Consider the following 13793-nt stretch of genomic DNA (forward strand, 5'->3'; position numbering starts at 1 on the left):
CCTTGCGGTTTGCCCTTCTGAAAATACTCTCTGGGGGTCCGGGGGGCGAAGCGCCCCCGGCCTTGGCTGGATCAGCCGCCCGTATGGCTCATGTGGCGGCTCATTTGGCCCTTCACATGCTGGCGCGAATAGTCGAAGTCGTGGCCTTTGGGCTTGCGGGAAATGGCGGCGCGGATGGCCTGTTCGGTCAGCGCGTCGTCGGCACTGGCGCGCAGAGGCGCGCGCAGGTCGGCCATGTCTTCCTGCCCCAGGCACATGTAAAGCTGCCCGGTGCAGGTCAGCCGCACGCGGTTGCAGCTTTCGCAGAAATTATGCGACAGGGGGGTGATGAAGCCGATCTTCTGCCCGGTTTCAGCCAGACGCACATAACGGGCAGGGCCGCCAGATCGTTCCGACAGGTCTTGCAGGGTAAAGCGTTCCTCGAGCCGGACGCGCAGGGCCTTCAGGCTCCAGAACTGGTCAAGACGCATCTCTTCGCCCATCTCGCCCATCGGCATGACCTCGATAAAGGTCAGGTCATGGCCGTCGCGGGCGCACCAGTCGACAAGGGTGAACAGCTCATCCTCGTTCACGCCTTTCAGGGCGACGGCGTTGATCTTGACGCGCAGCCCTGCCTCTTTGGCGGCGGCAATCCCGTCCAGCACCTGCGGCAACCGGCCCCAGCGGGTGACCTCGGCAAACTTCGCAGGGTCGAGCGTATCCAGCGACACGTTCACCCGCCGCACCCCAACCGCCGCCAGATCGGCGGCATAGCGGCGAAGCTGGCTGCCGTTGGTGGTCAGCGTCAGTTCCTTGAGCGCGCCGGTTTGCAGATGCCGGCCCATCGCCTCGAAAAACGTCATGATGCCTTTGCGAACCAAGGGCTCGCCCCCGGTGATCCGCAGCTTTTCTACCCCCATCCGCACGAAGGCCGAACACAGCCGGTCCAGCTCTTCCAGCGACAGCAGGTCGGCTTTCGGCAGAAAGGTCATGTGTTCGGACATGCAGTAGGTGCAGCGGAAATCGCAGCGGTCGGTGACCGAGACCCGCAGATAGCTGATGGCGCGGGCGAAGGGATCGATGAGCGGTGCGGTATCCATGCCCAAGATGTAGGCACCCGGCGATTTCGCGGCAAGGTCGAAAGCGGCCATTGAAGCGGCAGCAGCGTCCGACTATCGTCGGGGGATGCGCATTCAGTCCACATTCGCCCCGCTTTTCGTTCTGTCGCTGTCTGTTTCCGGCTGCGGCCTGTTTCAGCCGCATGTGCCGAACTCTGCCCCCGGAACCGACAAGGCCCCGCCGCCCGCCACAGCGCCGCTTGGGGCGCAGGGGCAGTCGGTCGCCAACCTTGATCAGACAACTGACGCCGAGAAGGCTGCGGCCAAGGCCGCCCCTGCTGCTGCCGGGCGGGCCTTGGGTAGCGTATCGGTTGCGCTGGGCAGCCCGGCTGAACAGGGGTTCTGGTTGAAGACGCCGCTGGTTGTGGCGCCGGGCAAGGGGCGGGTCACGCTGGCCTCTGGCAAGTCGGTCGCGGTTGATCTGATGCCAGGGCAGGGCGGCTCGCTTTTGTCGCTGCCCGCCTATCGCGCGCTGGGCCTTGCACTGACCGATCTGCCGCAGGTGACGGTGACGGCAGACTAAGCCGTCACTTAAGGTATTTCACCGCCTCTGACCGGGCAAAGCCCTTCATCGCCTCGCCATGGTCGGCCAGAAACTGTCGCACCCGGTCTGCATCATGCTTGGACAGATCGCGCAGCCACCAGCCGACGGCTTTCTGGATGAACCAGTCCTTGTCCTGCGTATATGCAGCCGCCCAGCCCAGAATACGCTCGCGGATCGCAGCATCTTCGGGTTTCAGGAAATTCAGCTTGGCCCAGGGCAGGGTAATCACAAGCGCCGCGCGGCGCGTCCACATATGGTCCGAGGTGGTCCAGCCTTCCACGGTGTCGATCCTGGACGGGTCGGCCACCAGCCGCCGTTGGCCCGCATCGCAGGCGTGATCGGCAATTGCCCAGGCGTCGAATGTGGGCACCCAACTTGCGATCAGATCCCAAGCCGCGTCATCGGGGCGCAGGCGCGCTTGGGTCAGCAGTTTGGCGGCGGCGATCCGCGCTTCGTGAATGTCGGTCTGCCACAGGGCATCGGCCAGCGCCACGCGGCCCGGCACGTCCAGCTCTGCCCGCCATGCGTTGGCAAGGTCGGTGATCTGCGGCACTGAAACGCCCAGATATTCACGCGGGGCCTTGTGATAGGCCAGCATGTCGGCCGCCTTTGCCGGGTCGGCCAGGGCGCGCAGATCGGCCAGTGCGGTTTCTGCGGTTGTATTTGGGGTTAGGGTCATGGTGTGTTGGCCAGCATATGCCGCAATTGCGACGGGAAAAGTTGAAGCAGCATGGTTTCGCTTTTCGCATCCCCTTGGTGGCTGACAAACAGGCGCAGGTCGATCGGGTTATCGTCCTTGGCGTGCAGCATCGAGAAATCCAGATCGAACATGGCGCGCCAATAGGTTTGCCCGACCACCGGAAACACCGCGCCCTTGCCGGGCTTGCCGGCAGAGGCGGTCACGGTCACCTCTACCCCGTCAGCCGGGCCAAACCCCTCAAGCCCACGGTTGTCAAGATCGCAGACCACCTTGATCACATCGGGCTGGCGGTCCTGTCCCGGCACTCCACCCGCCCCAAGCCGGGTGGCGCGAAACCGGGCTGTCTGAGACTGCACCGGGCAATCCTGAACCCAGGACAGACGGTAGGCGAGGTCATAGCGGTTGCCCGCCTTGGCCGCCTCTGCCGGTTGCCAGCAGGCCACGATGTTGTCATGCGTCTCATCTGCGGTGCGCAGTTCAACCAGCGTGACGCTGCCATTGCCCCAATCGCCCAAAGGTTCGACCCAGGCGCTGGCGCGTTTTTCATAAAAGACGCCATCATCCTGATATTGCGCAAAGTTCCGTTCACGCTGCATCAGGCCAAAGCCTTTGACGCTGGGGGCGGCAAAGGTATTGGCCATGTTGCGCGGCGGGTCATTCAGGGGGCGCCAGATCTGTTCGCCGCTGCCGGTGTGAATTTCCAGCCCGTCGGAATCATGCACCTCTGGGCGCCAGTCTACTGCGACCGAACGGTTGTGCTTGCCGAACCAGAACATCGAGGTCAGGGGGGCAATGCCCAGCCGTTCAACATCGCCGCGCAGGAAGAGGGTGGCCGTCACTTCCTGAATAACGCCGTCCTTACGGGTGGAAGCGATGCGGTAGGCCCCGGTTGCGCGCGGGCTTTCCAGCAGCGCATAAGCCGTCAGGTCGCCATTTTCAGCCGGTTCCAGCCAGAACCGGGTGAACAGCGGAAACTCCTCTGGTCCACTTGCAATAGCGGTATCCATCGCCAGCCCGCGCACCGACAGGCCGAATTGCCCGCTATAGCCTTCGGTCCGCCAGTAGGAGGCACCAAGGAACGCCATCCAGTCGCGGCCCGATTGCGCATCCTGCACGCGGAACCCGGCAAAGCCCTTGGTATGGGTCAGCTTGCGCGCCGGGTTGCCCTTGGGAATGTCGAACATGTCCAGTGCAAAAGGCCATTCGGTCGCCGCGCCGTTTTCCAGCGTGTAAATCCGCACCGGCTCTCGGAAATAGCGGCCGGGAAAGAACGGCTGCACGGGCGACATGCTGCCCTTGTCGCGCCAGAGGGTGTGTTCGGGGCGGAACTGCACCTGATTATGGGCGTCATAGTCAATCTGGTCCAGCACGGCAGGATCGGCAATTTCGGCAGGCTGATAGGGCTTGGCTGCAAGGTCGCGCGCCATGTCCTTCAGGATGTCAAAGCTGAAGGGCGTGGCCTTGCCATCCGAGGCGGGGTTCGCCGTCTGGGCCTGTGCAAGCCGCGGCAAAAGGAAAAACGCCCCACCCGCAAGGGCAGAGCGCAAGATGTCGCGACGGTCGGCGCGAAGGGTCATGATGGGCGTCTCGGTTCGGTTGCGGTCGGCGGAAATCTGCCTGTTCTGGCGCGGTCTGGTATCCGGGTCGGGGCCGCAAGGCAAGCGGCCCCGTGTGCCCTTTGTGGGGCCTTACTCAACCGTTACCGATTTCGCCAGATTGCGCGGCTGGTCCACATCGGTGCCCTTCGCAATCGCGGTGTGATAGGCCAAAAGCTGCGCGGGCACCGAATAGAGGATTGGCGCAAGAATCGGGGCAACTGCGGGCAGGGTCACGGTTTTCCAGCAGCCCTTGCCCGCCTCGGCCACGCCCTGTGCGTCGGAAATCAGCAGCACCTTGCCGTGGCGCGCCATCACCTCTTGCATGTTCGACACGGTTTTTTCGAACAGCGCATCGCGCGGGGCCAGAACGATCACAGGCACCCGGTTGTCGATCAGCGCGATGGGGCCGTGCTTCAACTCGCCTGATGCATAGCCCTCGGCGTGGATATAGCTGATCTCTTTCAGCTTCAGCGCGCCCTCCATCGCCAAGGGGAACATCGGGCCACGGCCCAGAAACAGAATGTCCTGCGCCTCGGCCAGCTTTTCGGCAATACCCGCGATCTCGGCGGAAAGGCCCATGGCATGGTTCATCAGGCCGGGCAGGGTGTTTAGGGCCGACAGATGGTCGGCCACCTGCGCCGGGGTTAGCCGCCCGCGGTCAAGCCCCGCTTTCAGCGCCATCAGGAACAGCACCGTCAACTGACAGGTGAATGCCTTGGTCGAGGCCACACCCACCTCGACCCCCGCAAGGATCGGCAGCGCAAGGTCGCTTTCGCGCGCGATGGAGGAGGTGGGCACATTGACCACCGCAACCACCTTGGCCACCTGTTCCTTGGCATGGCGCAGGGCGGCCAGAGTATCGGCGGTTTCGCCCGACTGGCTGACGAACATCGCCCAGCCTTTGGTGGACAAGGGCGGCTCGCGATAGCGGAACTCGCTGGCAATATCCACGTCGCAGGGCAGATGGGCCAGTTGCTCAAACCAGTATTTCGCCACCGCCGTGGCATAGCTGGCGGTGCCACAGGCCACCATTGACAGCCGGTCCACGGTAGAGAAATCCAACCCTTCGGGCAGGTTCAGCGCGCCGCCTTTGACATAGTGTTTCAGCGCATCGGCGATGACCACCGGCTGTTCAGCCACCTCCTTGGCCATGAAATGCTTGTAACCGGCCTTTTCAATCCGCGTCGCGTCAATCTGAATGCGGGTTTCGGCGCGGTTTGCCAGACGGCCCGCCTCATCATAAATCATCGCGCCGCGCCGTGTGATGACGGCCCAGTCGCCCTCTTCCAGATATGTGATGCGGTCGGTCATCGGGGCCAGCGCGATGGCATCGCTTCCCACGAACATCTCGCCGTCGCCATGGCCAATCGCCAGCGGGCTGCCCTTGCGGGCGGCGACCATCAGGTCATCTTCGCCGTTGAACAGAAAGCACAGGGCAAAGGCACCGTGCAGGCGTTTCAGGGTTTCGCGCGCGGCCTCCACCGGGCTGGCACCCTGATCCATCAGCATCCGCACCGTCAGGGCCACGGTTTCGGTATCGGTTTCCGATTCCGGGGTCAGGCCCGCTGCCTCGACCGCAGCGCGCAGCTCACGGAAATTCTCGATGATGCCGTTATGCACCACCGCCACGTGGCCAGAGCGGTGGGGGTGGGCGTTCACCGTGGTCGCGGCCCCATGGGTGGCCCAGCGGGTATGGCCGATGCCTGATTTCCCGGCCAGCGGGTCATGCACCAGCAGATCCGACAGGTTCACCAGCTTGCCCACGGCGCGGCGACGGTCCAGCCGGCCGTTGTTCACCGTGGCAATGCCCGCGCTGTCATAGCCGCGATATTCCAGCCGCTTCAGCGCCTCGACCAGCAAGGGGGCAACCTCGTGATTGCCCAAGACCCCTACAATTCCGCACATTTTACTGCCCTTTTGCCTTTGCGGCTTTGATAGACTTTAACTTTTCGAACAATTTGGTCGCAAGGCCGGGTTTTGTCACCTGCTTGGCCCGGCCAATCGCCACCGCCTCGGCAGGCACATCTTCGGTGATGACCGACCCGCTGGCCGTCAGCGCGCCATCGCCCACCGTGACCGGGGCCACCAGCATGGTATCCGAGCCGATGAAGGCGCGTTTGCCGATGGTGGTGCGGTGCTTCATCACCCCATCGTAATTGCAGGTCACCGTGCCCGCGCCGATGTTGGTGAATTCGCCCACATGGGCATCGCCCAGATAGGTCAGATGGCCGACCTTCACGCCCTCCTCCAGAATGGCGTTCTTGATTTCGACGAAATTTCCGACATGCACATCCTCGGCCAGCTCGGCACCGGGGCGCAGGCGGGCAAAGGGGCCGACGTCGGCGCCGCGCGACACATGGCAGCCCTCCAGATGGCAAAATCCCTTGATCTCGGCCCCGGATTCGATGGTGACCCCCGGCCCGAACAGAACATGCGGCCCGATCACCGCATCACGGCCCACCACGGTATCAAGGCCGAAGAACACGGTTTCCGGCGCGGTCAGGGTCACGCCATTCTCCAGCGCCTCGGCCCGGGCGCGGGCCTGAAACGCGGCCTCGGCCTCGGCCAGTTGCTGGCGGGTGTTCACGCCCAGCGTTTCCGCCTCGTCACAGATCACCACGCCCGCCGACAGGCCTGCGGCGCGGGCCAGTTCGACCACGTCGGTCAGATAGTATTCCCCGGCGGCATTTGCATTGCCGACCTTGGCGACCAGATCGAACAGCACCTTGGCCGATGCGCAGATAACACCAGAGTTGCACAGGGTCACCGCGCGCTCTGCCTCGGTCGCGTCCTTGTATTCCCGGATCGCCAGCAACTTGTCGCCCTCGGTCAAAAGCCGCCCATAGCGGCCCGGATCGGCGGCATGAAACCCCAGCACCACCACCGCATGATCGCGGCGGGCAGCCAGCATCGCCTGCAGCGTTTCGGGGCGGATCAGGGGGGTGTCGCCGTATAGCACAATCGCCTCACCCGCCGCATCGGCCAGCAGGGGGGCGGCCTGGGCCACGGCATGGGCGGTGCCCAATTGCGGGTCTTGCACAACTGTCTCAACCGCTTCGTCAAAGGCAAGTGCTGCCTTGGCCACATCCGCGGCCCCGTGGCCGGTGACCACGACCACCCGCGCAGGTTCCAGCGCGCGGCCCGCCTGCAGGGCATGGTGCAACAGGGGCGAGGCGGCGACCTTGTGCAGCACTTTGGGCAGGTCGGAATTCATCCGGGTGCCCATCCCTGCCGCCAGAATGATCAATGAAACCGCCATGCCCGCCCTTCCTTTTCCGTTGCGCCCGTTTTACCGGGGAATGGCGGGGTCGCAAGGGGCGGCCGCCTCACGGAAGGTTACAAGGTATGCGGACGGTTGTCTTTGATCTGGATGGCACGCTGGCCGATACCTCTGTCGACCTGCTGGCGGCAGCGAATGCCTGTTTTTCCGCGCTGGGGCATGGCGCGCTGCTGGACGGGCGCGACACGCTGACGGCGTTTCATGGCGGGCGGGCGATGCTGCGGCTTGGGTTTCAGCGGTTGGGGAATGGGTTTACCGAAGAGGACATCAGCCGCGAATATCCCCGCCTGCTGACCCATTACGCCGACAACATCGACACCCACACCCGCCTTTACCCCGGCGCGGTCGAGGCTGTGGAAACCCTGCGCCGCGCCGGCTTTGCCACCGCCATCTGCACCAACAAGCCCGAAGGTCTGGCCGAAACCCTTGTGGTCCGGCTTGGCATTCGCGACCTGTTCGGATCATTGATCGGGGCCGATACGCTGCCCACCCGCAAGCCCGACCCTGCGCCCTATGTCGCCGCCGTGACCCGCGCGGGTGGCGATGTGGCGCGGTCGATGCTGGTGGGCGATACCGATACCGACCGTCAGACCGGCCTTGCCGTGGGCATTCCCGTGGCGCTGGTGACCTTTGGCCCGGAAGGACAGGGGGTTGCCCGTTTCACCCCCGAGGCGCTGCTGCATGATTTCACCGACCTGCCCGCGCTGGCCCAGCGGCTGGTGGGCTAAGACGGCCCAAAACTTCCTCGCGTTGTCTTGCAAAGGCCGTCGCCTTCGCCATGCGCTGGCCTATGCTTACCCGCGTGGACCCGACTTAAGTGGACATGTCGCGCGCGGTCGGGGAAACGCAATGGGTTTCCTGATCCGCCCGGATAAAAGGGGGCACGAATGACGCCCCACCGGGTTTGACAGTTCCGCCCAGCCGCCCTAGCTTTCGCCCCCATGTCGGACAGCATTTCACCCCCCGCGCGCGTTTCGCGCCATGCCACCCTTTTCGTCCTGTTGACCGTGCTTTTGGACATGGTGGGCTTTGGCATCATCATCCCCGTCCTGCCGGTGCTGATCGAGGATGTCGGCCATATGACGCTGGCCGAGGCGACCCGGATCGGCGGCTGGATGGCGGCAGCCTTTTCCATCACGCAGTTCCTGTTTTCGCCCCTGATGGGCAACCTGTCGGACCGTTTCGGCCGCAGGCCGCTGTTGCTGCTGGCAGTCGGGGGGCTAGGCATTGATTACCTGCTGCACGCTTGGGCGCCGACGCTGTTCTGGCTATTCGTCGGCCGGGCGATTGCCGGGTTTTGCGGGTCATCCTGGGTGATCGCCAATGCCTATATCGCCGATGTGACGGCGCCCGAGGAGCGGGCCAAGGCCTTTGGCATCATGGGCGCGGCCTTTGGCGTGGGCTTTGTCATCGGCCCGGCGATCGGTGGCCTGCTGGGAGAGTTGGGGCCGAGGGTGCCCTTCATCGTTGCCGCCGCGATTTCGCTGGTGAACCTGGCCTATGGCTGGTTCGTCCTGCCCGAAACCTTGCCGCAGGACCGCCGCCGCCCGTTCGAATGGGCGCGCGCCAACCCGTTCGGCGCCTTCCGGGTGTTTCGCACTTATCGGGGCGTTCTGCCCCTGTGCGCGGTGATGTTCGTGTTCTTCTTCGCTTCATCGGTTTACCCGGCGATCTGGCCATTCTGGGGCATGGGAAAATTCGGCTGGTCCGAGGCGGTGGTAGGCCTGACGCTGGCCATTTTCGGGCTGGTCATGGCGGCGTTCCAGGGCTTGGGCAGCGGCCCGGCGGTCAAGCATTTCGGCGAAAGCCGCACGGTGCTGATCGGCCTTGTCTGCGCCATGATCGCCATGGTGGGGTATGGGTTGGTCGGCACGCTGGCCGCCGTGGTGATGCTGATGGTGATCCACGGGCCGGAGGGGTTCGTTCACCCGATGCTGACGGCCATGATGTCCAAGGCGGTGCCCGAGAATGCCCAAGGCGAATTGCAGGGCGGTGTATCGGCCATCACCAACATCGCCATGCTGGCCGGAACCGTGTTCTTCTCGCAGATATTCGGGCATTTCATGGCCGAGGGGCGGGAATGGCGGTCGCCTGACGTGGCGTTCTGGTGCGCGGCGGCCACCATGGGCGTGGCGTTGGTGCTTTACATTCTGGTGCGCCCGCGCGACGAAGCGGCATGATGACACCCGAGCGTTTTACCGGCAGTTTCACCCAGCAGGAACCCATCCCCGAAGAGGGGATCGAGGCGGCGGTTGCCGTGCTGCGCCATGGCCGCCTGCACCGCTACAACACCGCGCCGGGCGAGGTGGCCGAGGCGGCGCTGCTGGAAGAGGAATTCGCCGAACTTACGGGTGCGAAATATGCGCTGGCCGTGGCCTCTGGCGGTTATGCCCTGGGATGTGCCTTGCGGGCGGTGGGGTTGAAACCGGGCGAGCCGGTTCTGACCAACGCCTTCACCCTTGCCCCGGTGCCCGGTGCCATTGCGGCGGCGGGCGGCAGGCCGGTCTTTGTTGAGGTGACCGACAATCTGGTGTTGGATTTCGTGCATCTGGAACAGCAGGCCAAGGCAAGCGGTGCGCGCATTCTGATGCTGTCGCACATGCGCGGCCATCTGTGCGACATGGAGGCGCTGGTGGCCCTGTGCGACCGCCTTGGCGTGACGATCATCGAGGATTGTGCCCATACGATGGGGGCGGCGTGGAAGGGTGTGCCTTCGGGTCGTCACGGGCTGGTGGCCTGCTATTCAACGCAGACCTACAAGCACGCCAATTCGGGCGAGGGTGGCTTTCTGATTTCCGATGACGCGCAGGTCATGGCGCGAGCCATCGTGCTGTCGGGCAGCTATATGCTTTATTCCCGCCACCGCGCCGCACCCGGCCCCGAGGTGTTTGAAAGCATCCGGCTGGAAACCCCCAATGTCTCGGGCCGGATGGACAATCTGCGCGCCGCGATCCTGCGGCCTCAGTTGCGCACGCTGCCCGACCGCGTGGCGCGCTGGAACGCGCTTTACCGTGAAATGGAGGCGGGGCTGGCCAACACCCATGGCCTGCGCCTGACCCATCGGCCGGAGGAGGAAACCTATGTCGCCTCGTCCTTCCAATTCCTGCTGCCCGGTTGGTCGCCCACCCGCATCGGCGCGTTTCTGGCACGCACCGGGGCACGGGGGGTGGAACTGAAATGGTTCGGCGCGCCCGATCCGGTGGCCTTTACCAGCCGCTATGACCATTGGGCCTATGCGCCCAGCACGCCCTTGCCCCAGACTGATCGCATTCTGGCGGAGCTGATCGACATGCGGCTGCCGCTGACGTTTTCGGTGGAAGATGCCGCCCAGATCGCCCGGATCATCCGCGCCGAAGTACTGGCCGTGGGGCAGGCGGACGAGGCGGATTTGCAGGCCGAAGCCTTGAATGTAAAGCTGCCGGATTAGGGCGGGGGGGATAGGATGGGCATTCCCGCCCATCCTAAGCAGGGCATCGCGGCGGCGAGGGAACGGCCGCCACGATACCGGACCGTCAGAACTTGATGACGTAGGACACGCCGTAAACCAGCGGGTCAATCTCTGCCGTGCCGATGTCGGCACCGTTCAGCGTGGCCTTGCTGTCGATATCGGCCCAACGCGCATCAACCCGCAGGGCGGCCTTGTCGTTGATCGCCCAGTCCACCCCGACATGCGCCGCCAGCCCGAACGAGTCCTTCAGCTTCAGGTCGCCAAGGGGCGAGTCTTCCTGAAAGAAGGTGGTGTAGTTCAGGCCCAGACCGACGAAAGGCGTAAACGCGGTCTTGTTGGCAAAGTGGTATTGCACCGAGATCACTGGCGGCAGTTGCTTGACCGTGCCGATATTGGCCCCGCCCAGCGAGACCGAATGCTTGAAGGGCAGGGCGGCCAGCAGTTCCACACCCAGATTGTCGCGCAGGAAATATTCTGCGGTGATCGTCGGGCGGGCAGAGGTGCCCACCGTGGCATCGGACCCGGCCAGAACACCATTATCGGATTTCGGATCGACCGCGTGGAACCCGATGCCCAGCGTGATGGTGCCAGCCTCTTGGGCGGCAGCGGGCAGGGCCAGGGCGGCAGAAGCGGCAAGGGCGGAAAATAGAAGTTTCGGATTCATATTATTATTCCGTATGTTAGGTGTGCGCAACCTCTGCCTGCGCGGCGGCGAGAACCTTGATCTGCATCAAATTCCGGTCCGGGCCGGCAATGGGGCGGCAACCTGTCGCAGGCCGGTCTTGCGCCATAGCGGGGTGAGGGGTAGCAGACGGCCATGACCCCGCGCCGGACCTTCAGACCAACCCGCCTGGCCCGACGCACCTCGCCGCCGGGGATGCGGGCGATTGGCTGGCTGGCGGGGGTGCTGGCGCTGTGGCTGGTGGCATTGCCCTTTGCGGTTGACGGCGCGATTTCGGTTCTGCGCCCCGCGACCAGCGAAACCGGCAGTTGCCGCATCCTGCGCGTCGTTGATGGCGATACCGTGAACCTGTGGTGCGCGCGGGGCGGCCACGTCAAAGCCCGGCTTCTGGGGTACGATTCGCCAGAGGTGTTTTCGCCGCGCTGCCTGTCGGAATTTCTCCGTGCCCAGCACGCCACATGGTTTCTGCGTTGGAGCCTGCTGACCGGTAAGGCCCTGCATGTCATCTTGCACGACCGTGACCGTTATGGCCGCCGCCTTGTCGAACTGACGGTTGACGGCCAGCCTGTTGCGAAGACGATGATCGACCGTGGCCTTGGGCGTGGCTATCAAGGCGGGCAGCGGCAGGGCTGGTGCGACTGATTGTTGTGGATAGGGAGCGGTCATAGCCTGCCAGCGGTTTGTGCGATCAGCCAGGCGCGCAGCGCTTCGTACCGTAGGGTCAGCGGGTGACGTTTCGCGCGGTGCCGGTGCTTTGACACACAGTGCTTCGACCCTTCAGCAGATCGCTGCATATAACTCACCGAAATCACACGCTGCACCGCAGCTTTTCGCTTTGCCTTCGGTTGACCCCGCCAAAGGGGCGGAGTAAACGAAAACAAGACCCGGCGGCCCCTGTGATGGGCCGCGGCCCGCCTTGTCGCCAGCCGAAGGAGCCCTTTGTGGACAATTCCCTCCTGCGTGAATACCTGCCCATCCTTATTCTTCTGGCGATTGCAGTCGGTCTTGGCATTGTGCTGATCCTTGCCGCCGCTGTGATCGCGGTGCGCAACCCTGACCCGGAAAAGGTTTCGGCCTATGAATGCGGCTTCAACGCCTTTGACGACGCACGGATGAAATTCGACGTGCGCTTCTACCTCGTCTCGATCCTGTTCATCATCTTCGACCTTGAGGTGGCGTTCCTGTTTCCTTGGGCAGTGGCCTTCAAGGAGGTGTCGATGCTGAGCTTCTGGTCGATGATGGTGTTCCTTGCCGTGCTGACCGTGGGCTTTGCCTATGAATGGAAGAAGGGGGCGCTGGAATGGGCGTGATGGCTGGCGCGAATACGGCGGGTGCCGACCGTGAGGTGGCGACCCAGGCCCTGAACCGCGAATTGCAGGACAAGGGTTTCCTTCTGACCACGACGGAAGACATCATCAACTGGGCGCGCAACGGGTCGCTGCATTGGATGACCTTTGGTCTGGCGTGCTGCGCGGTTGAGATGATGCACACCTCGATGCCACGCTATGATCTTGAGCGGTTTGGCACCGCGCCCCGCGCCTCGCCCCGCCAGTCGGACCTGATGATCGTTGCGGGCACGCTGACCAACAAGATGGCGCCCGCGCTGCGCAAGGTCTATGACCAGATGCCAGAGCCGCGCTATGTGATCAGCATGGGCTCCTGCGCCAATGGCGGCGGCTATTATCACTACAGCTATTCGGTGGTGCGTGGATGTGACCGGATCGTGCCGGTGGACATCTATGTTCCCGGCTGCCCGCCCACAGCCGAGGCTCTGCTTTACGGTATCTTGCAGTTGCAGCGGAAGATCCGCCGCACCGGCACGCTGGTTCGTTGAGGTAACATGATGTCCGAAGCCCTGAACGAACTGGCTGGTTATCTTTCCGCCAAACAACCCGATGCCATCCTGTCCTCCAAGGTGGAGTTTGGCGAGTTGACGGTGACGGTGCAGCCCTCCCGTCTGGTTGCGTTTGTCGAGTTCCTGAAATCCGACCCGACCTGCCTGTTCTCGACCCTTGTCGATATCACCGCCGTCGATCACCCCGAACGCGACCCGCGCTTTGATGTGGTTTACCATTTCCTGTCGATGTACCGGAACCACCGCCTGCGCGTGGTTCTGGGAGCGGGCGAGGAGGACATGGTGCCTTCCTTGGTTGATGTTCATCCCAGCGCGAACTGGGTTGAGCGCGAGGTGTTCGACATGTTCGGCATCCTCTTCTCGGGCCATCCCGATCTGCGCCGCATCCTGACCGATTACGGCTTTCGCGGCCATCCTTTGCGCAAGGATTTCCCGACCACAGGCTATACCGAGGTCCGCTATGACGAGGCCGAAAAGCGCGTGGTCTATGAGCCGGTGAAGCTGGTGCAGGATTATCGCCAGTTCGACTTCATGTCTCCGTGGGAAGGGGCGCAATACATCCTTCCCGGCGATGAGAAGAAGGCCTGAT

General features: G+C 63.7%; 14 protein-coding genes. 8 read left to right on the plus strand and 6 right to left on the minus strand.

The features are described from left to right. Nucleotides 1–71: 71 nt before the first annotated feature. Nucleotides 72–1079, minus strand: a complete 1008-nt coding sequence (gene moaA / locus JI744_RS03840; protein ID WP_202658383.1) for a GTP 3',8-cyclase MoaA — start codon at nucleotides 1077–1079, stop codon at nucleotides 72–74. Nucleotides 1080–1164: 85 nt separating this feature from the next. Between moaA and JI744_RS03845 the strand changes: the two genes are divergently transcribed. Then, nucleotides 1165–1620: a hypothetical protein gene (locus tag JI744_RS03845; RefSeq protein ID WP_202658384.1), complete on the plus strand. Its 456-nt coding sequence runs from the start codon at nucleotides 1165–1167 to the stop codon at nucleotides 1618–1620. Nucleotides 1621–1624: 4 nt separating this feature from the next. Here JI744_RS03845 and JI744_RS03850 read toward each other — a convergent pair whose 3' ends face one another. The 4 genes from JI744_RS03850 to glmU form a co-directional block, all read right to left on the minus strand. Continuing rightward, nucleotides 1625–2320, minus strand: a complete 696-nt coding sequence (locus tag JI744_RS03850) for a DNA alkylation repair protein (RefSeq protein ID WP_202658385.1) — start codon at nucleotides 2318–2320, stop codon at nucleotides 1625–1627. Beyond that, complete coding sequence (locus JI744_RS03855) at nucleotides 2317–3918, minus strand: glucan biosynthesis protein (RefSeq protein WP_202658386.1); 1602 nt, start codon at nucleotides 3916–3918, stop codon at nucleotides 2317–2319. The genes JI744_RS03850 and JI744_RS03855 overlap by 4 nt, the downstream gene beginning before the upstream one ends. Nucleotides 3919–4029: 111 nt before the next feature. Then, on the minus strand, nucleotides 4030–5844 hold the full coding sequence (gene glmS, locus JI744_RS03860) for a glutamine--fructose-6-phosphate transaminase (isomerizing) (protein ID WP_202658387.1): 1815 nt from the start codon (nucleotides 5842–5844) through the stop codon (nucleotides 4030–4032). Between the two features lies 1 nt (nucleotide 5845). Continuing rightward, nucleotides 5846–7198 carry a bifunctional UDP-N-acetylglucosamine diphosphorylase/glucosamine-1-phosphate N-acetyltransferase GlmU gene (glmU, locus tag JI744_RS03865; protein ID WP_202658388.1) on the minus strand — a complete coding sequence of 451 codons (1353 nt, stop codon included), beginning with the start codon at nucleotides 7196–7198 and terminating at the stop codon, nucleotides 5846–5848. Between the two features lie 86 nt (nucleotides 7199–7284). Here glmU and JI744_RS03870 point away from each other — a divergent pair, with 86 nt between their 5' ends. From JI744_RS03870 to JI744_RS03880, 3 genes are all read left to right on the plus strand, one after another. Further along, the gene (locus tag JI744_RS03870; RefSeq protein ID WP_202658389.1) at nucleotides 7285–7947 is read left to right on the plus strand and encodes an HAD-IA family hydrolase; all 663 of its coding nucleotides are present in this window, start codon (nucleotides 7285–7287) and stop codon (nucleotides 7945–7947) included. 213 nt (nucleotides 7948–8160) lie between these two features. After that, a complete protein-coding gene (locus JI744_RS03875) occupies nucleotides 8161–9399 on the plus strand; it encodes a TCR/Tet family MFS transporter (RefSeq protein ID WP_236019243.1) in 1239 nt (412 codons plus the stop codon). Continuing rightward, a complete protein-coding gene (locus JI744_RS03880; protein WP_407927493.1) occupies nucleotides 9396–10646 on the plus strand; it encodes a DegT/DnrJ/EryC1/StrS family aminotransferase in 1251 nt (416 codons plus the stop codon). Before JI744_RS03875 ends, JI744_RS03880 begins: the two co-directional genes overlap by 4 nt. 85 nt (nucleotides 10647–10731) lie before the next feature. Here the strand turns inward: JI744_RS03880 and JI744_RS03885 are convergent, their stop codons facing one another. Then, entirely contained in the window at nucleotides 10732–11331 is a 600-nt protein-coding gene (locus tag JI744_RS03885) for an OmpW/AlkL family protein (protein WP_202658390.1), read from the minus strand. A 153-nt stretch (nucleotides 11332–11484) separates the two neighbouring features. On the opposite strand from JI744_RS03885, the gene JI744_RS03890 reads away from it, so the two are divergent. The 4 genes from JI744_RS03890 to JI744_RS03905 all read left to right on the plus strand — a co-directional run bounded on the left by JI744_RS03890 (nucleotide 11485) and on the right by JI744_RS03905 (nucleotide 13792). Continuing rightward, entirely contained in the window at nucleotides 11485–11991 is a 507-nt protein-coding gene (locus JI744_RS03890) for a thermonuclease family protein (protein ID WP_202658391.1), read from the plus strand. Nucleotides 11992–12290: 299 nt separating this feature from the next. Further along, entirely contained in the window at nucleotides 12291–12659 is a 369-nt protein-coding gene (locus JI744_RS03895) for an NADH-quinone oxidoreductase subunit A (protein WP_328756826.1), read from the plus strand. Further along, on the plus strand, nucleotides 12650–13183 hold the full coding sequence (locus JI744_RS03900; RefSeq protein ID WP_202658393.1) for a NuoB/complex I 20 kDa subunit family protein: 534 nt from the start codon (nucleotides 12650–12652) through the stop codon (nucleotides 13181–13183). The genes JI744_RS03895 and JI744_RS03900 overlap by 10 nt, the downstream gene beginning before the upstream one ends. Nucleotides 13184–13192: 9 nt before the next feature. Continuing rightward, complete coding sequence (locus JI744_RS03905; RefSeq protein WP_202658394.1) at nucleotides 13193–13792, plus strand: NADH-quinone oxidoreductase subunit C; 600 nt, start codon at nucleotides 13193–13195, stop codon at nucleotides 13790–13792. The last annotated feature ends 1 nt before the right edge of the window (nucleotide 13793 follow it).

The sequence above is a fragment of the Fuscibacter oryzae genome, from assembly GCF_016765795.1.
GTDB classification, from domain to species: domain Bacteria; phylum Pseudomonadota; class Alphaproteobacteria; order Rhodobacterales; family Rhodobacteraceae; genus Fuscibacter; species Fuscibacter oryzae.